Raw genomic sequence first — 19,072 nt, forward strand, 5'->3', positions numbered from 1 at the left:
CCCTTAGTTGATTACTTGCTCATCGCAGCAACTTCTGCTGCAAAGTCAGTTTCAACTTTCTCGATACCTTCACCAACTTCGAAACGAAGGAAACCAGAAACAGTAGCACCTTTCTCTTTCAGTAAGTCACCAACAGATTTGCTTGGATCCATGACGAAAGGTTGGCCAGTCAAAGAGATTTCGCCAGTGAATTTGTTCATGCGACCGATAACCATTTTTTCAGCGATCTCGCGTGGTTTACCTGATTGCATTGCGATGTCTAACTGAATTTGGTGCTCATGAGCAACAACATCAGCTGGAACGTTGTCTGGAGTCACATATTCAGGTTTGCTTGCAGCGATGTGCATAGCGATGTGTTTCAGTAATTCTTCGTCTGCGCCTTCGCCAGCGACTAAAACACCAATACGAGCACCGTGCAGGTAGCTACCTACTTGTGCGCCTTCCAGAATAGCAACGCGACGAATATTGATGTTTTCACCAATTTTCGCAACTAATGTTGTACGAGCTTCTTCGAATTTTGCTTTCAGCGCGTCGATGTCAGCATTTTTATCAGCAACAACAGAAGCTAAAACTTCTTTACCGAATGCTAAGAAACCTGCGTCTTTAGCAACGAAGTCAGTTTCACAGTTCAGCTCAACCAGAGCACCTGTTTTACCATCGTTGAAAACTTCAGTCAGGATAACACCTTCAGCTGCAACACGGCCTGCTTTTTTAGCCGCTTTTGCTTGACCTGATTTACGCATGTTATCAATCGCTAATTCGATGTCGCCATTAGCTTCAACAAGTGCTTTTTTACATTCCATCATACCTGCGCCAGTACGTTCGCGCAGTTCTTTTACCAATGCAGCGGTAATTCCAGACATGTGATTTATTCCTCGATATTCCCCGTGAGAGTCTTCCCCACGTGGATAGTTCTGATTCATATATAAAAGGGGCCTAAATCAGGCCCCTTCTAACATATAGCAGTACCTGTATAGCAATACCTGTTAATAAGGTTAAAACCTTATTATTCAGCTTCTACTAAGCTTTCTTCTGCTTGAACAGCCAGATCTTGCGAACGACCTTCACGAACGGTGCTTGCTACAGCGCCCAGATACAGTTTGATTGCACGGATTGCATCGTCGTTACCAGGGATAATGAAATCAATACCATCTGGATCAGAGTTAGTATCAACGATAGCAAATACTGGGATACCCAGGTTGTTTGCTTCTTTGATAGCAATGTGTTCGTGGTCTGCATCGATAACGAACAGAGCGTCAGGTAAACCGCCCATATCTTTGATACCGCCTAAACTGTTTTCTAACTTGCCAAGTTCACGAGTACGCATCAGCGCTTCTTTCTTGGTCAGTTTGTCGAAAGTACCGTCTTGTGATTGAACTTCTAAATCTTTCAGACGTTTGATTGACTGACGAACAGTTTTCCAGTTAGTCAACATTCCGCCTAACCAACGGTGGTTAACGAAATATTGGTCACAGCTGTTAGCAGCTTCTTGAACGGCTTCGCTTGCAGCACGCTTAGTACCAACAAACAGAATTTTGCCTTTACGAGAAGCAATTTTAGTCAACTCAGCCAGAGCTTCGTTGAACATTGGAACAGTTTTTTCCAGGTTGATGATATGAACTTTATTACGCGCGCCGAAAATGAAAGGTTTCATTTTTGGGTTCCAGTAACGAGTCTGGTGACCAAAGTGAACGCCCGCTTGTAACATATCGCGCATGGAAACAGTTGCCATTTAATACCTCTGTATTTAAGTAATTGGGGTTATGCCTCCACGAATCCCATACTACCGACTCCAAAGCTGCGTCTAAACGCATAAGAGCACCCCGGCGCACGTGTCGATTCGTGTGTGTTATACACAATTGAGTTTAAGTTTCGCAAATCCAATTTCCTTTTCAGGAAACCTCATTTTGCTGCCATAAGTTGACATTTCAATGAAGATGAGAAGAAATAATATGGATTGCCGGCGCGCTTTATACCATAAAACCAACTTAGAAGCCAACTTTTGTTGATTTTTTCACACATAAAAATGCGTGAAAAATGGATTTTATGGTTCGCATTTCGCCTATCTAATACGTGATCCGTATTGGGTTAATTATAGACCTTTTTTGATGTGATGAAAAAGCCCTATTTTTATAATGGATACTCATTCACTTACTGGTGTTTTTTGCAATTTGTGCGGTTAAAAGCTCAAAATGAACAAGCCGCTCGCTTCTGTTACCTTATTCTAATAGCAACTTCAACTCTCGAACCTTTCGATAGCTAGTTGGCAGAAAATGCGGTGGCTGTTACCATAAGTGTTATTAATGCTAAAAAATGGTCTCAAAAACCCATTTTCAACCTCTCATTTTTTAACATGTCATCAATCATTGCTGGCATGAATGGACTGAACTCATGGCTATTATTATCAAAACTGAAGAAGATATTCAGAAAATGCGTGTTGCTGGCCGCTTAGCTGCCGAAGTATTAGAAATGATCGCACCGCATGTGGTACCAGGTGTTAGCACAGGTGAGCTGGATAGACTTTGCCATCAACACATTGTTGATACACAACAAGCAATTCCAGCATGCCTGAACTACCATGGTTTTCCAAAATCCGTTTGTATTTCCGTTAATGATGTTATCTGCCACGGTATTCCAAGCGATGAAAAAATCCTAAAAGACGGTGACATCGTGAATATCGATGTCACCGTGATTAAAGAAGGCTTCCACGGCGATACTTCAATGATGTTTATTGTTGGAAAACCAACTATTCAAGGCGAACGCCTGTGCCAAGTCACCCAAGAAAGCCTATATTTAGCCATTCGTATGGTTAAACCTGGCATTCGCCTACGTACCATCGGTAAAGCGATTCAAGAATTCGTTGAAAAACAAAGTTTCTCCGTTGTTCGTGAATATTGCGGTCACGGTATTGGCGAAGGTTTCCATGAAGAGCCACAAGTGCTGCATTATGATGCAGATGACAGTGGCGTCATTCTGCAAAAAGGCATGGCATTCACCATCGAACCGATGGTTAATACAGGCGACCACCGTATTCGCACGATGAAAGATGGCTGGACGGTAAAAACCAAAGATCGCGGCTGGTCTGCACAATATGAGCACACCTTAGTTGTCACCGACAATGGCTGTGAGATCCTCACACTGCGTAAAGAAGAAGAACCGTTTATTTCTGCGGTTTTAGTTAACGAATAAATTTCCCCAAGAACCCTCGATTAAGAGGGTTCTTCCTCTGTTCATCTTTCACAAAAAACCGTAAGCTGGTCGTAGTTTCTTTATGGCTATCAATACGGAAAGATAAAGATGACGGCATCCTCTGTAACATATCTTGCACCAAACCACTTCACTGCCCACGACCTTGACCTCATTACCTTAAGGCAACATGTTGATGATTTTGATCGTTGGCTTGAAGACAGCTTTAATCAAGGTAAAAATGTGGTTGATTTAATTCACGTTCGCAGTGATTACCTTGATGCTTTGTTGACAAGGCTTTGGCAGGCTTTCGAATTCGACAAACAAGCAAATATGTCCCTTGTGGCTGTCGGGGGCTATGGGCGACATGAGCTCCATCCACTTTCTGATATTGATATTTTAATTCTCAGTAAACAACCACTTCCCGAGGATATCGCTACAAAAATTGGCCAATTTATCACGTTACTGTGGGACTTACGCTTTGATATTGGGCATAGCGTCCGTTCTCTTGCTGAATGTATCGAAGCAGGCAATGCCGATTTAACAACAGCAACCAATTTAATCGAATCACGGCTTATTTGCGGTGATATCACCCTTTTCTTATCGCTACAAAAAACCATTTTCAGTGATGATTTTTGGCCATCAGCCACCTTTTTTGCGGCAAAAATTGCTGAGCAACAAGAACGCCACCAGCGTTACCATAGTACCAGTTACAATTTAGAACCCGACATCAAAAGCAGCCCTGGCGGCCTACGGGATATTCATACCTTACTTTGGGTTGGAAGGCGCCATTTTGGTGCGACCACAGTAGATGAGATGGTTGGTTTTGGTTTTTTGACTGAAGAAGAACGCCAAGAGCTCAAAGAATGCCTCACTTTTTTATGGAAAATTCGTTTCGCGCTCCACTTAGTGGTGAAGCGCCACGATAACCGTTTACTGTTCGATCGCCAATTTAGCGTTGCACGTTTACTAGGTTATGTCGGTGAGAAAAATCAGCCTGTAGAACGCATGATGAAAGATTTTTATCGTGTGACTCGCCGCGTGAGGGAGCTAAATCAAATGCTATTACAGCTATTTGATGAAGCGATTTTAACCCTTAAACCAAATGAAAAACCGCGACCGATTGATTCACAATTTCAATTACGCGGCACATTAATTGATGTTATCGATGAAAACCTATTTATCAACCAGCCTGCCGCTATTTTAAAAATGTTCTACCAAATGGCTCGCTATCCAAACATCACGGGTATCTATTCCACAACATTGCGCCTACTGCGCTTTGCTCGACGAAACTTGAGCGTGCCACTGTGTGAAATCCCTGAGGCACGCAAGTTGTTCCTAAAAATTCTGCGCCACCCACGAGCAATTAAAGGCGCATTTGTTCCCATGCACCTGCACAGCGTACTTAGCGCCTATACGCCGCTTTGGAGCAACATTGTTGGGCAAATGCAGTTTGACTTGTTTCACGCCTATACCGTTGACGAGCACACCATCCGTGTTTTACAAAAAATCGACAGTTTTACACTTGAAGAAAACCGTCGCGAGCACCCTTTGTGTGTCAGCGTTTACCCTAAACTGCTGCAACCTGAGATTTTACGCCTTGCGGCTATCTTCCATGATATCGCCAAAGGCCGTTCAGGGGATCACTCCGATTTAGGCGCTGATTTTGTGTATGACTTTGCGCTACTGCATGATTTATCAGCAAAAGAAGCTGAGCTTGCTGCATGGCTTGTTAAAAACCACTTATTGATGTCGGTTACTGCTCAACGCCGAGATATTCAAGACCCTGATGTTATCAAGCAATTTGCAGGTGAGGTGAAATCGGTTTCTCGACTTAACTATTTGATGTGTCTAACGGTTGCAGATATTTGCGCCACCAATAGCACTTTATGGAACAGCTGGAAGCAGAGCTTAATTCGCGAACTCTTCCTATCAACGGAACATCAGCTCAACCAAGGCATGCAAAGTACGCCAGATTTACGGGAGCGCATTCGCCATCACCGCAATCAAGCGTTATCTCTGCTTCGCCCTCTTGCAATTGATGAAGAGAAACTGCAAAAACTGTGGTCACGCTGCCATGCCGACTATTTTTTACGCCACACCCCGTCGCAACTCGCTTGGCATGCCAAAAACCTGTTACATCATGATTTAACTCAGCCTTTAGTGCTAATCAGCACTCAACCGAAACATGGTGGAACAGAAATTTTTATTTGGTGTCACGATAAATCGCATCTGTTTGCCGCCGTAGCCAGTGAACTAGACCGTCGCAATTTAAGCATTCACAGCGCTCAAATATTCACCAATAAAGACAATATGGCGATGGATACCTTTGTAGTCCTTGAGCCAAATGGCTCGCCGCTCGCCAAAGACCGTTATGACCACATACGCAAAATGTTGTTACTGGCGGTACAGCAACCTGAAATTTCCCTGCCGAAACAACGTACATTGCCCTCTAAATTGCGCCATTTTACGGTTCCTACCAAGGTCAACTTCTTGCACTCCACCAATGAACGCCGTACCTACATGGAATTATTCGCGTTAGACCAGCCCGGTTTGCTGGCAAGAATTGGCCATATTTTTGCACAGCTAGAAATTTCTTTATACGGCGCGAGGATCACCACAATTGGCGAAAAAGTAGAGGATTTCTTTGTGTTAGCAGATAAAGAACACAAAGCACTCGATAAAAAAATGCAACAAGTGTTATCAGAAAGGTTGACAGAAGCCCTACAATCGAAGGATAAAATATAACGTTCATCACATTTTTATGGTGAACGCTCACTTTTATGTTATTCAAGAGGGAAATAGAATCAATGCAGCATTTACAAGCGATCATTGAAAACGCATTTGAAGACCGTGCTAACATCACGCCAAATACGGTTTCAGCCCCCGTTAAACAAGCCGTTTTGGACACTATCGCGTTATTAGATAGCGGTAAACTGCGTGTTGCCGAAAAAATCGCAGGTGTCTGGGTCACTCACCAATGGTTAAAAAAGGCCGTCTTACTGTCATTTCGTATCCAAGACAATCAAGTGATTGACGGTGCTGAAAGTCGCTACTTCGACAAAGTACCAATGAAATTTGCCGATTACGACCAAACACGCTTCGAAAAAGAAGGTTTTCGCGTTGTACCACCTGCCGCGGTTCGTAAAGGTGCCTATATCGCCAAGAATAGTGTACTCATGCCATCTTATGTCAATATTGGTGCCTATGTCGATGAAGGAACAATGGTCGATACTTGGGCAACAGTGGGCTCTTGTGCGCAAATTGGTAAAAACGTGCATTTATCTGGCGGTGTTGGTATTGGTGGCGTGTTAGAACCATTACAAGCGAACCCAACCATTATCGAAGACAACTGCTTTATTGGCGCACGCTCTGAAGTTGTTGAAGGTGTCATTGTCGAGGAAGGCTCGGTGATTTCCATGGGCGTCTATTTGGGGCAAAGCACTAAAATTTATGACCGTGAAACGGGCGAAATTTTTTATGGCCGCGTTCCTGCGGGGTCTGTCGTTGTATCGGGCAATTTACCGTCGAAAGAGGGTAACTACAGCTTATATTGTGCAGTCATCGTCAAGAAAGTGGATGAAAAAACGCGCGGAAAAGTTGGCATCAATGAATTATTAAGAACTATTGATGAATAACTAGTTTTCTAACAGTTTCTCCTCCTGAACCTTTTACTGCTGTTTTTGAATCACTTAGCAGTAATCTGGTAAAACGAAGCTATCCCGAAATGCATACGCTGTATGCAACTCGGGTGGCCAAGTTCCCTTATCTCCCCCACATCTCCTTTTTCTTTTCACCGTTTTATTGCAAAGAGAAGTTGGTCAATTTCGAGAAATCGCGCATAATATGTTCGTGACTTTTGCCGTTTACCATCAATAAAACTGTATTATTTTATTTTTCATTATCATGATGCTATTTACGTAATGGCTTAATGTTATTTACGTCTTTAGGTCAATAGCACAGTACAAGAGAAATAGACTGGTATTGTTGCGGCCTGTTCACACGATTATTCTGTTCACCGACTCTGACTCTACAGTTAAGCGAGCTAACATGTACGATAATTTGAAAAGTTTAGGCATTAGTAACCCTCAGGATATCGACCGCTATACCCTGCGCCAAGAAGCAAATAACGATATTTTGAAAATTTACTTCCGTAAAGACAAAGGGGAATTTTTTGCTAAAAGTGTAAAATTCAAATACCCACGCCAACGTAAAACTATCGCGGATGGTGGTAATAATTTCAAAGAGATCCACGAAATTAACACCAACCTTCGCTATGCCATTGAAGAACTTGATCAAATTTGCCAAACAGATAAAACTGATATTGATTTAAAACACAAAATCCTTGATGACTTACGTCATTTAGAACATGTAGTTTCAAACAAAATTGCAGAAATTGAAGCTGACTTAGAAAAACTGACTCGTAAGTAACTGACCTGCAAAATAATTTACTGCGCCGTGAAATCACCTGAATTCGTATCGAAAAGGGTTACTCCACGGTGCAGGTACTTAAAGTAATTCACTCCACGCTTCAACCCACGGTTTTGCAAACTCTTCAGGAACATCCACTTCAATAGCGTCAATAAAAAGAATATCACCAATACGCGTAGCTGATTGTTCGGTCAGCACTTCATCAAAACGTAACCCAGCGCCACAAAAACTTTCATAACTGCTATCACCTAAGGCAATTAACCCATAACGTAAATCAGGTTGGTAACCAACAACATCATTGATTTCATTAAAAAGTGGTGCAATAGAGTCAGGTAAATCACCTTGTCCTGTAGAGGAAGTCACGATTAACGCAATTTCATTTCCTGAATTGTATAATTGCCAATCATTCAGCGTGGGTTCGTCAAAGACAACCACTTCATGCCCTCGTTCCTCTAAGATTTCTTGTGCTATTTCAGCCACAGCTAAAGAGTTGCCATAGACAGTACCAACAAAGATACCTATTTTTGACATAACGCCTCCCTCTAAATTTATTTAAACTGATGGATTAATAACTTTCATACTTAAATTAGCGACTTGTGCTGACCATCCAAACTGCTCAATCAGTGATATCCATTGTGCATCCCAAGGTGCAACCAGAGATATATTTTCTTCTGTTATAGGGTGACTTAAATTTAATTGACTTGCGTGCAACATTAGACGCGACACAGAAAAATGTTCTGTTACCCCTCGATTTTGGCGTAAGTCACCATGTTTACTATCCCCAATAATTGGGTGACGTAAGTGAGACATATGCCGCCTGAGCTGATGTTTTCGACCTGTTTGTGGTGTTAATTCGACTAAACTAAACCGTGCCGTTTCATAGCGACCGATGGCCACAGGGCATTCCACCGTCGCAATTGGACGGCAATGGGTAATGCACTCTTGTAACACAGGCTCCCGAGTGGCATGTTTGTCTGCAATTTTGTCTAACTCTTCCAGTAAAGGGTAATCAATAGTTTGCTCATCTGTCAGATAGCCACGCACAATGGCATGATACGTTTTCTCTAACTGATGTTTTTCAAACTGAGTAGCTAGCAACCTCGCAATGTCACTCGATAACGCAAATAATAAAATACCTGATGTCGGTCTATCGAGACGATGAATGGGATAAACATATTGGCCAATTTGGTCACGCAATGTTTGCATCACAAAAACAGTTTCTTTGCTATCTAACCAACTGCGGTGAACTAACATACCTGCGGGTTTATTCACCGCAATCATATATTCATCTTGATAAATGATTTCTAACATCAATCACCCGTTTGAATTAGTTGAAAAGATGCTGTCTAGCTCACGCAAGTGCTGGATAAGAGCCACATATTGCTCTTCTTCATCGTGCTTATAGGCTTCTTCAAAATACGGCGCGATAGCAAAATTTGCAGGTAACATGCCACCTTGGTCAATAATCGCTTGTAAACGTGGAATTAAGATCCATTGTAGCCATTCCAGTGCTTCCATCGTATCAATACAAAATGGCTCGACACTTTTAAACGCATCCTGTTCAGGTGGATGCTCACGCCACAATAATTTTAATTTCATTTCCTCTTCGAGATGGCGAAGCTTTTCAACAATGCGTTGTTCTTTGTTCATATTTAACCCTTTTAACCTTTATGCTGCGAAATATACTGTAATTTTACCAATGATTCTGTCGGATAAATGGGGTTGTTCTGTCTTATATACAAGCGGGTTTACTTCTATTGCATTTATTTATTCATAATAAATTCAATTCAATAAGTTTCGTTGATGTTTTGTTAGGGTGTATACGGATATAATGAAATGTTTTTTTTTAATTGAATTTTAGCAAAATAATTAACAATAAAATGGTCTATCTATGGGATTACTAAAGCAGTGGCGCAAGGAAAATAAGGCATGGAAGGCCTTCAGTGGTAAATATGTTGAGCTCAAAAGAAAAATTCGCATAGCGAAACTCCCTTCAGTGCAATATCAACAGTACCAAGGCATGTGTCAGACATATCAAAGTGCTCAGCTCGCTTCTGCAATTAACGGAGTTCCCCATTTTATTGAGCGCCCAATTAATAAATATCTGCATAAAGCTTGGAGTGGAAAGCAAAAATTGCTGACAGCAAGCTATACACTGGATTTAATTGAAAAAACCTTTACCCCTAAAGCCGTCGAAAAAATGTTTTCGGCAAAACGTGAAGGGTTAACTGTTGCAAATATTGAGCTGAAATCTGGTGATTTTGCACAGCTCACCTTGATTTATTCTCAATATCCAAGAGAAGGCGATCTTACCTTACACCTGCGTAATGAAACGGGTGATGATATCTATTTAATGAGTTTTTCTTTTGGGCCTGAAGGGCAACTCTATGTTTGCTCACTGCAAGGCCCATCAACCGACCAAAGTGTTGAGCAGGTTCGCCTAATCACCAAACAAATGCATGGTATGAGGCCCAAAAACCTATTAATGTCTGCTGTTTATGCTGTCGCGACCTATTTCAAAGTGACATCAATCCAAGGAATTTCAAACAATAGCCATATTAAGAGCCAACATTTAAAATCGAGCTATGATACTTTTTGGCAAGAATGTAGTGCAACATTATCATCTGATGGTTGGTACCAGCTTCCATTACAAGAGCCAGTTCGTGATATAGAATCCGTGAAAAGCCAGCGTCGTGCTGAATTTCGTCGACGTGAAGCACTTCGTGATGCGATGAGCCAAGAAATTATTGCATCACTCAGTGCGAACTCAACGAAGTAACAATCCGTTGATTACAAGCTAGAATAACAAAAAAAGCCAGCCGGCCTAAATCAGGCCGACTGGCTTAACATCACATTTTAGATTTTAATGCATCCTGCAAAACGACATCCTGTCGTTCAACATCCTGTTGAATAAAACAATTTAATAGGTTGTTCCTGCCTATTAAGCAGTCCATCGCTTTGGTTTTTTCATTTTTTATACATTACGATGTATAAAAAGCTAAACGAACTTACCCTGTCCAGCGGCATAAGAATGTATTAAATCTATTAATGAAACAACCTAGCTGAGCAAACAAAAATTAATTTAAAAAAGCGGCGTTTCCATTATTGGTAGTAACGTCATGATATTAAAAGTTAATTAATTATCATTTAAATAAAATTAAATAACTTTGAGAAATTACTTAACCCAATTGTAAGTCCTGACTTACAACATTTATCCTAAAATACTTACTCCTGAAGCTCAACAACAGGGAGTAACTCTCCAATAAAACTCGCTAAATTTGGTGAAAGTACGCGCCGCTCTTGGCTACCAAATTTTTCTAAGATCACCTCCCCTGTCAAATTACACAACGAGATCATTTCAATTTCAGAGTCTATTGTGGCAATAAACAGAGTTGGCGATAACTTTAAACGCTTTTGAGTAACTAAATGCCCAATTAAATTTTCTTGTAAGCGAATAAAATCCTCTTCATTCCATACTTGTACCAAACTTAAGGTAATATCACGAAATGTGGCTTTCATATCCCCAGCCAGCTGAGTGGTATAAAAGTGATGAATATCGTCCTGTAAACTGATATCCAATGCCGTAGCGACTTTATTTAAATGTGCATCCTTAATGGGAAATGCTTGCGGTTCCCAATAGACCCAGTTCTCGCCTGTTCTCACGACACAAGGAGAAGGAATACCATATAAATCAACAGATGCAGGTGGTAACCCCGTTTGTTGTTCCCACGCTGAAATATAGTTTTGAGTAAAACGCTGTAACGCTTGAGAGAGTATTGTATTCATAATTACGTAATTTTTACGGCTAGCCTAAATTGAAAGACGTCAATATGATGGATAAATGGTATTATGACAGATGTTTGCAGGCGAATAAAATGTACTCATTGCGCCTTTTAGCCTCATTTTGTTTATGAAGTATAAGGATCACTATGTCACACTACCAGAACAATCCCGCTCTTGACAATTTAACCCTCGGGAAAAAAACGGCGTATCACGACCAATACGATGCCTCGCTACTGCAGCCCGTCCCTAGGAGCTTAAACCGTGATCCACTGGATATTTATGCAAATTCACTGCCATTTCATGGTGCTGATATTTGGACCTTATATGAACTTTCTTGGCTAAATCAAAGTGGCGTTCCCCAGGTGGCTATTGGTTCAATCAGTGTGGATGCAACAAGTGACAACCTGATTGAGTCTAAAAGTTTTAAGCTCTATCTCAACAGCTTTAATCAAACTCGCTTTGAAACTTGGGAAAATGTGCGAAGCGTTTTGCAAAATGACTTAAGCCACTGTGCTAATGGCAAAGTTGACGTTACACTTCATAAGCTAGAGGCTTTTTCTCATCAGCCAATCTTACCCTTTAAAGGGCTGTGTATTGATGAGCAAGACATTACTATCGAACAGTACGAGTTTAATCGTGACTATCTAGCTGGTTGTACTCAAGAACCGATTGTTGAAGAAACATTAGTCAGTCATTTGCTAAAATCGAATTGTTTGATTACAAATCAACCTGACTGGGGCTCTGTACAAATCCACTACCATGGTCCTAAAATCAATCATGAAGCGCTCTTACGCTATTTGGTTTCGTTTCGCCATCATAATGAGTTTCATGAGCAGTGTGTTGAACGAATTTTTAACGACATTATGCAACTGTGTAGACCCGAAAAATTGAGTGTTTACGCGCGTTATACCCGCCGCGGGGGGCTGGACATTAACCCATGGCGTAGTAATGAAATTTTTGAACCTGAACTTGGTCGTTTGGCTCGCCAATAAGTACACATGTAGTTAAAAAATGCTTGAAAAACAGTTGAAAAGTAAATGCACTAGTGTATTTGCGGTACAATTCACCTATCAAGAACCCATGGGGTAAAGGAGTACTACTTGATTACGCATATCAGTCCATTAGGATCTATGGATCTACTTTCGCAGCTTGAAGTTGACATGCTTAAACGCACTGCAAGTAGCGATTTATACCAGTTATTTAGAAACTGCTCACTCGCGGTTTTACATTCTGGAAGCCTTACTGATAGCAGTAAAGAGCTACTAGAAAAAAGCAAAGACTTTGATATCAACGTATTACGTCGTGAACGCGGTGTAAAACTTGAGCTTATCGAGCCACCAGAAAAAGCATTTGTTGACGGGAAAATTATTCGTACTTTGCAAGCTAACTTATTTGCAGTTTTACGCGATATTTTATTCGTTCACGCGCAAATAAACCAAGCTAAAGAGCAACTCCATTTTGATACGGAAAATGGCACGCACATCACCAATATGATTTTCTCTATCCTACGCAATGCTCGTGCATTACATATTGATGATGACCCAAGCATGATAGTTTGCTGGGGCGGCCACTCAATAAATGAAATTGAATATCAATATGGCCGTAAAGTTGGTAACGAACTGGGTTTACGTGAACTGAATATCTGTACGGGCTGTGGGCCTGGTGCGATGGAAGCCCCAATGAAAGGTGCAGCTGTTGGTCATGCCCAACAACAGTATAAAGATAGCCGTTTCATTGGCTTAACCGAACCTTCAATCATCGCAGCAGAGCCACCTAACCCATTAGTTAACGAGTTAATTATTATGCCTGACATTGAAAAACGGTTAGAAGCGTTCGTCCGTTTAGGTCACGGTATTATTATTTTTCCAGGTGGCGTTGGTACCGCTGAAGAGCTGCTGTATTTGCTGGGCATCTTGATGGATCCAGCCAATAAAGAGCAAGTTCTCCCGCTTATTTTAACGGGTCCGAAAGAAAGCGCTGAATACTTTGAAGTCCTCGATGATTTTATCCGACATACTTTAGGGGATGAAGCGAGCAAACACTATCAAATCATTATCGATGATGCTCAAGAAGTGGCGCGTGTGATGAAAAGAAGCATGCCACAAGTGAAAGAGAATCGCCGTAGCACAGGCGATGCATACAGCTTCAACTGGTCAATTAAAATTGCGCACGACTTGCAGCATCCGTTTGAACCAACACATGAAAACATGGCCTCACTGAACCTTCATCCAGGGCAAGCACCTGAAAAATTGGCTTCAGATTTACGCCGTGCGTTCTCTGGTATCGTTGCAGGTAATGTGAAGGAATTTGGTATGAAAGCCATTGAAAAACATGGCCCATTCAAAATTCACGGTGATAGCGATCTCATGAGGCGTATGGATGTGTTACTCCAAGGCTTTGTTGAACAACATCGAATGAAATTGCCAGGTGGCACTGCATATGAGCCTTGCTATGAAATCGTGAAATAAATCTGTAATGGCGTATTTATGATCCATTTATTAATTATTGATGCATTAAATTTAATACGCCGTATCCATGCGGTGCAAGGAAGCCCGTGTGGAGAAACCTGTCTATCTGCGATATCACAGTTGCTCACTCATACAGATGCCACACACATTGTCGCGGTGTTTGATGAAGAAGGTCGCCATCAAAGCTGGCGTCATGAAAAACTCCCTGATTACAAAGCAGGTCGGTCGCCGATGCCTGAAGATTTACACGCTGAGCTCCCTGATCTAATGGCTTTATTTACAGAAAAAGGCATTCACTGTTGGCAATCTGTAGGGGATGAGGCTGATGATTTAGCGGCCACGTTAGCAACGCGTATCGCGGGAGCTGGGCACACTGTTACCATCGTTTCCACCGATAAAGGCTACTGTCAACTGCTTTCGCCTAATCTACGCATTCGCGATTATTTCCAAAAACGCTGGCTAGATATTCCTTTTATCGAAAAGGAATTTGGCGTTTCTCCTGAACAACTTCCTGATTATTGGGGACTTGCGGGGATCAGTAGCAGTAAGGTTCCAGGTGTCGCAGGTATTGGTCCGAAAAGTGCGGCAATACTATTGCAGCAATATCACTCTATCGAAAACTTATTTGCGAATTTAGATAAACTGGAAGAAAAATGGCAAAAAAAACTAGTTAACCAACAAGAAATCGCATTAATTTGCCGCGATATTGCCACATTAAGAACGGATATTGCACTGCAAGGAAATTTAAACCAGCTACGTTATATAAGCAACTGATCAAAATAAAAAGGCCTCTGAGTTAATTAGTGGCCTTTCTTATTAGTTTTATAAATTAATAATATTCACGCGCCATTGGGTTTGCTGACCAAACACGCATCACATGCACAGTCACTTCTTCACGATCATGATAAAGCTGCTTAGCTTGGATTAGCACGTTTACACCCCGTTCTTTCAGCTGCACCTGCATCTTTTCTAATATGTGTGAGACTTCTTCATAGCGCTTTTTCATTGGCAGTTTTAGGTTAAATATGGCCTCGCGGCACCAACCTTGAGCTAACCAATCCGTCATCAATGCAGCCACTTTTGCTGGCTTTTCAACCATATCACACACTAACCATGTGATGTTTTGTGATGAAGGTTGAAACTTAAAACCATCTACACGGTGATGAGTAACTTGCCCTGTATCCATCAAACTTTCTGCCATCGGGCCATTATCAACCGCATGAACCATCATGCTACGTTTCACTAGTTGATAAGTCCAGCCCCCAGGGCAAGCGCCTAAATCGACCGCTTTCATTCCACTGGCAAGACGCTCATCCCACTCTTCATAAGGAATAAAGACGTGAAATGCTTCTTCTAACTTCAAGGTAGAACGGCTGGGCGCATCTGATGGAAATTTTAAACGCGGAATACCCATATAAAAATTTGAGCTATTATTGGTATATGAATATCCCGTATAACAGCAACCTGGTGCAATAAAAAACACGTGGATCACGGGTCTTTTGAAATTCTCAAGTGGAAGTAAGATTTTTTCTTTACGCAACGCATTACGTAAAGGCACCGTAAATTTACGGCAAAACTTCATCAGTTCTTTGGATTCGTTGGTATCTGCGACCTCCACCCGAATATCACCTGCTCTCACCACTTGTTGGCTTAGCGCATTGACTATTGGGGTGATACGATCTTCAGGTGGCAAGTCTTTTAATAAATCACCAACCACAATCATTTGGCGAGCAAAAATTAGCTCACGAAAAGGCAATGTACGGGCGAGAGTGTCTGCATCTTCAGCTTGGTAGCACTCAAAAATGACATAACCACTATTTTCTTTTACACGGGCAAAACCATAAATTTCTTTTTGCCCTGCTTTATCCGTAATCTCTGCTGCGCACTCTTTTTCAAAGCCTGGTCGACAATAAAGTGCAATTTTATTACTCATTACGTGACGCCGATTTCCTTAGACGCATAGCGCCAATAACTACTAACAACCAACCAATCAGGAAACAAACTCCCCCTATTGGCGTAAAATAAGAAAAGTATTTTACCTGCAATAGGGCCATACAATAAAGGCTACCGCTAAAAAGAAGTATCCCAACAGAGAAAAAAACACCTGACCAATAAAACCATAGGATCACTTTACGTAATAAAATTGCGCCTAATACCATTAATGCAATAGTGTGCAACATCTGATAACGCAATCCAGTTTCAATCCAGTCCATTTGATGGACACTCATAATTGACGATAACGCATGAGAACCAATAGCCCCAAAAGCAACAGTAAAAAAGCCACTAATTCCAGCGAAAATTAACATCAAACGACTATTCACAGTAACACCTTTTGTTTAAATACTTGATTACTGAATAAGCGCCACATCTTGGTCACCCGTAATAAAACCCAATTTTTCTTGTTCACTCGCTGCTTGCGCAAGGATCCACTGACGAAATGCAGCTATTTTGCCTAAATCTGCTTGGCTTTCTTGGCAAACTAAATAAAACGCATTTTTACTAACTAACACCTCGCTAAAGGGACAAACCAAACGCCCTGCGTCAATTTCATTCTTTGCCATTACATTATTGGTTAATGCAACACCTTGTCCATGTACTGCCGCTTGAATCACCATCGCGCTATGGCTGAAAATCGGCCCTTGTTGTACATTCACTATATTCTGTAGCTCTAGCTGTTTAACATACGCTTGCCAGTCTCTTCGAGAAGAATCATGAAGCAGTGTATGTTTTGCTAAATCTTCTGGATTTTTTAGTTGGTTTTCCCCTGTCATTAATGACGGTGCACAAACTGGCATTAAATATTCAGCGTAAAGCCTATCAGTTCTTAAACCAGACCAATTTCCTCGACCATAAAAAATCGCCACATCCACATCATCTGCGAGTTTATCTTCTTCTCTATCAACGGCTTGAATGCGGACATCAATACCTGGGTAAGCTTGGTTAAACCCTGAAAGCCTAGGTACCAACCATTGGATAGCAAAACTGGGTGATAAACTCACCGTTAATGCACCTTTGGCGCTTCTCGCTTGCAACTTACGTGTTGCTTCATTTAAAGAAGAAAATATTTCTTTAATATCAAGGTAATAACTTTGCCCTTCTTCCGTAAGAAGTAGCGAGCGATTACGCCGACGAAATAGCTTTAACCCAAGAAAGTCTTCCAAACTTTTCATTTGGTGACTCACGGCTGCTTGGGTGACAAATAATTCTTCTGCTGCCTTAGTAAAACTTAAATGACGGGCTGCGGCGTCAAACACTCTCAGCGCATTCAGTGGCGGTAATCTTTTAGACATAATCACTTCTACTCGGCATCTCGTTATGCATTAGTTTTTTTCATCCGAAGCATTATAATTTGTCCCTTGAGGATCTGCCAGTAAATACCTATAGTATGCGCACTTCCTAAGCCGGAACGAAAAGTTACAGAGTTTAGTTACTTTGAAACTTTTGGCTTTGTGGTTGTGATGTTGTGTTTGCAAGTTGTCTGGTTGAACCAGACTTTGTAGCTTTTGCTACTGTTTTTTTCACTTCCTGTACATTTACCCTGTCTGTCCATAGTGATTTTTTATAGTGCACCGCCAAAACGCGGTGCTTTTTTTTGATTTTTTTACTGGTATTTACTTAGGACAAATGAAAAATTTAACTTAGTAAATACAAATAGCTACAGATAATTACTAGTGTACCGAAAAAACTTTAAGTTAGATATTTAAGATAATTCCTGAAAATAATTCAGTTTATGCTTTCTAAAAAAGAACTCTCAAACAAAAAGGATTACTTTGCGGTGCAATACACTGAATCACCCAAGAAAATTTACTTTTGATATTGCTAATAAGTAATACCAAACGTAACAAAATATTTCAATGTTTTGATTGAAAATGACAAGTTTAAATTAATCAAAAAATAATCAATAATGTACGGATAAATGTACATCTCTGTAGACAATACCCACAACTATCAGATAACACAGATAATTATTGACTAAAAAGAAAGAACCCATGGATCATTTTAGCGCTACCGCATTTCGCCAATTATTTCCTGCAATAAATTCCTCAACATTATTTTTTGATAGTGCAGCAACTGCATTGAAACCGATTGCAATGATTGAGGCTTCAAATAATTACTACCGCTTATCTGGTAGCTCGGTTTACCGCGGTCAATCACCAGAGTCATTAAAATTAACTCGCGACTATGAATTAGGCCGTATTCGAACGGCAAAATTTATTAATGCCGCCAGTGAAAATAATATAATTTGGACACGAGGTGCCACCGAGTCGATTAATTTGATTGCTCAGAGTTATTTTCGGCCAATCTTACAAGCAGGTGATGAAATCATTGTCAGCGAAATAGAACATCATTCAAATTTATTACCTTGGATGATAGTTGCTAAGCAAACTGGCGCTAAAATTATAAAATGGCCCATCGAACAAGGTGCCTCACTCAGTTTAGCAACGCTAAAATCACTGCTAAATAACAAAACCAAAGCCATTGCTATTACACAGATGTCGAACGTCACTGGCTTTCAGCCTGACTTATCGGCAATCACTCATCTCGCCCACCAAATAGGTGCCCTGGTTATCGTTGATGGCGCCCAAGGCGCTGTACACTGCCCTATTGATGTTAGTGCTGAAGATATCGACTTTTATGTTTTTTCCGCCCATAAACTGTATGGCCCTACAGGCCTCGGTGTTTGTTATGGAAAAACAGCATTATTAGAAGCCATGGTGCCTTGGCACGGCGGGGGAAAAATGTTGACTGAGGTGACTTTTGAAGGTTTCACGCCAGCCCCCATTCCTCAATGTTTTGAAGCAGGCACACCTAATATTGCTGGGGTTATTGCTTTTTCAGCCGTTCTTGAGTGGATTCAATCTATCGATTTAGTACAAGCAGAAGCTTATACTTGCTCACTTATCGAACAAGCCAATAAAAAACTCTCACGCATTCCTGGTTTTATTGGTTATAGTGTGCCTAATTCACCATTACTTTCATTCAATTTTGAAAGTATTCACCATAGCGATTTAGGTGTGCTCTTGACTGAACAGCATATTGCATTACGCTATGGGCAACATTGTGCTCAACCTTTAATGGATGCCTTGAATATTAGTGGCTGCATACGCATCTCTGTGATGCCATATAATAACCTACAAGATATTGATAAACTTATTAATGCAGTCACTCGCTCACTTTCAATACTCAATGACTAAATCAATACT

18 protein-coding genes are annotated in these 19,072 nt (G+C 41.1%); 9 read left to right on the forward strand and 9 right to left on the reverse strand.

Going from position 1 to position 19,072, the window contains the following annotated elements; genetic code table 11:
* Positions 1-11: 11 nt before the first annotated feature.
* Together tsf and rpsB are read right to left on the reverse strand one after the other, a co-directional pair.
* The gene (gene tsf / locus ACE2AL_RS15720; RefSeq protein WP_206083747.1) at positions 12-863 is read right to left on the reverse strand and encodes a translation elongation factor Ts; all 852 of its coding nucleotides are present in this window, start codon (positions 861-863) and stop codon (positions 12-14) included.
* Between the two features lie 143 nt (positions 864-1,006).
* Positions 1,007-1,732: a 30S ribosomal protein S2 gene (gene rpsB, locus ACE2AL_RS15725; RefSeq protein WP_102139937.1), complete on the reverse strand. Its 726-nt coding sequence runs from the start codon at positions 1,730-1,732 to the stop codon at positions 1,007-1,009.
* Positions 1,733-2,391: 659 nt separating this feature from the next.
* Here rpsB and map point away from each other — a divergent pair.
* The 4 genes from map (at position 2,392) to ACE2AL_RS15745 (ending at position 7,617) form a co-directional block, all read left to right on the forward strand.
* A complete protein-coding gene (map, locus tag ACE2AL_RS15730) occupies positions 2,392-3,189 on the forward strand; it encodes a type I methionyl aminopeptidase (RefSeq protein WP_206083746.1) in 798 nt (265 codons plus the stop codon).
* 108 nt (positions 3,190-3,297) lie between these two features.
* Positions 3,298-5,934, forward strand: coding sequence for a bifunctional uridylyltransferase/uridylyl-removing protein GlnD (gene glnD / locus ACE2AL_RS15735; protein ID WP_375083668.1), 2,637 nt, complete (start codon positions 3,298-3,300; stop codon positions 5,932-5,934).
* Positions 5,935-5,996: 62 nt separating this feature from the next.
* On the forward strand, positions 5,997-6,824 hold the full coding sequence (gene dapD, locus ACE2AL_RS15740) for a 2,3,4,5-tetrahydropyridine-2,6-dicarboxylate N-succinyltransferase (protein WP_206083744.1): 828 nt from the start codon (positions 5,997-5,999) through the stop codon (positions 6,822-6,824).
* A gap of 412 nt (positions 6,825-7,236) precedes the next feature.
* Entirely contained in the window at positions 7,237-7,617 is a 381-nt protein-coding gene (locus tag ACE2AL_RS15745; RefSeq protein WP_047755916.1) for a DUF3461 family protein, read from the forward strand.
* 78 nt (positions 7,618-7,695) lie between these two features.
* Here the strand turns inward: ACE2AL_RS15745 and ACE2AL_RS15750 are convergent, their stop codons facing one another.
* Genes ACE2AL_RS15750 through ACE2AL_RS15760 form a run of 3 tightly spaced genes read right to left on the reverse strand, consistent with a single transcriptional unit; the run spans position 7,696 to position 9,267 of the window.
* Positions 7,696-8,148, reverse strand: coding sequence for a flavodoxin (locus ACE2AL_RS15750; RefSeq protein WP_047755915.1), 453 nt, complete (start codon positions 8,146-8,148; stop codon positions 7,696-7,698).
* 21 nt (positions 8,149-8,169) lie between these two features.
* Positions 8,170-8,928 (reverse strand): tRNA pseudouridine(65) synthase TruC, encoded by a 759-nt coding sequence (gene truC / locus ACE2AL_RS15755; RefSeq protein ID WP_225818385.1) that lies wholly within the window; start codon positions 8,926-8,928, stop codon positions 8,170-8,172.
* Positions 8,929-8,931: 3 nt separating this feature from the next.
* A complete protein-coding gene (locus ACE2AL_RS15760) occupies positions 8,932-9,267 on the reverse strand; it encodes a YqcC family protein (protein WP_272539789.1) in 336 nt (111 codons plus the stop codon).
* A 241-nt stretch (positions 9,268-9,508) separates the two neighbouring features.
* Between ACE2AL_RS15760 and ACE2AL_RS15765 the strand changes: the two genes are divergently transcribed.
* Positions 9,509-10,396 (forward strand): DUF535 family protein, encoded by an 888-nt coding sequence (locus ACE2AL_RS15765; RefSeq protein ID WP_272539790.1) that lies wholly within the window; start codon positions 9,509-9,511, stop codon positions 10,394-10,396.
* A 446-nt stretch (positions 10,397-10,842) separates the two neighbouring features.
* Here ACE2AL_RS15765 and syd read toward each other — a convergent pair whose 3' ends face one another.
* Complete coding sequence (gene syd, locus ACE2AL_RS15770; protein WP_272539791.1) at positions 10,843-11,403, reverse strand: SecY-interacting protein; 561 nt, start codon at positions 11,401-11,403, stop codon at positions 10,843-10,845.
* A gap of 143 nt (positions 11,404-11,546) precedes the next feature.
* On the opposite strand from syd, the gene queF reads away from it, so the two are divergent.
* The 3 genes from queF to xni all read left to right on the forward strand — a co-directional run bounded on the left by queF (position 11,547) and on the right by xni (position 14,642).
* Positions 11,547-12,392, forward strand: a complete 846-nt coding sequence (gene queF / locus ACE2AL_RS15775; RefSeq protein WP_206083739.1) for an NADPH-dependent 7-cyano-7-deazaguanine reductase QueF — start codon at positions 11,547-11,549, stop codon at positions 12,390-12,392.
* Between the two features lie 108 nt (positions 12,393-12,500).
* A complete protein-coding gene (ppnN, locus tag ACE2AL_RS15780) occupies positions 12,501-13,868 on the forward strand; it encodes a nucleotide 5'-monophosphate nucleosidase PpnN (RefSeq protein WP_206083738.1) in 1,368 nt (455 codons plus the stop codon).
* Between the two features lie 18 nt (positions 13,869-13,886).
* Positions 13,887-14,642 carry a flap endonuclease Xni gene (gene xni, locus ACE2AL_RS15785; protein ID WP_206083737.1) on the forward strand — a complete coding sequence of 252 codons (756 nt, stop codon included), beginning with the start codon at positions 13,887-13,889 and terminating at the stop codon, positions 14,640-14,642.
* Between the two features lie 55 nt (positions 14,643-14,697).
* Here xni and rlmM read toward each other — a convergent pair whose 3' ends face one another.
* The 3 genes from rlmM to ACE2AL_RS15800 are packed head-to-tail and all read right to left on the reverse strand — an operon-like array spanning position 14,698 to position 17,158.
* Positions 14,698-15,801: a 23S rRNA (cytidine(2498)-2'-O)-methyltransferase RlmM gene (rlmM, locus tag ACE2AL_RS15790; RefSeq protein ID WP_206083736.1), complete on the reverse strand. Its 1,104-nt coding sequence runs from the start codon at positions 15,799-15,801 to the stop codon at positions 14,698-14,700.
* Positions 15,794-16,189, reverse strand: coding sequence for a DUF423 domain-containing protein (locus ACE2AL_RS15795; RefSeq protein ID WP_206083735.1), 396 nt, complete (start codon positions 16,187-16,189; stop codon positions 15,794-15,796). Before ACE2AL_RS15795 ends, rlmM begins: the two co-directional genes overlap by 8 nt.
* A gap of 27 nt (positions 16,190-16,216) precedes the next feature.
* Positions 16,217-17,158 carry a transcriptional regulator GcvA gene (locus ACE2AL_RS15800; protein WP_206083734.1) on the reverse strand — a complete coding sequence of 314 codons (942 nt, stop codon included), beginning with the start codon at positions 17,156-17,158 and terminating at the stop codon, positions 16,217-16,219.
* Between the two features lie 699 nt (positions 17,159-17,857).
* Between ACE2AL_RS15800 and csdA the strand changes: the two genes are divergently transcribed.
* Positions 17,858-19,063, forward strand: a complete 1,206-nt coding sequence (gene csdA / locus ACE2AL_RS15805) for a cysteine desulfurase CsdA (protein ID WP_206083733.1) — start codon at positions 17,858-17,860, stop codon at positions 19,061-19,063.
* The last annotated feature ends 9 nt before the right edge of the window (positions 19,064-19,072 follow it).

Source organism: Providencia xihuensis, from assembly GCF_041953405.1.
Lineage (GTDB): Bacteria > Pseudomonadota > Gammaproteobacteria > Enterobacterales > Enterobacteriaceae > Providencia > Providencia vermicola.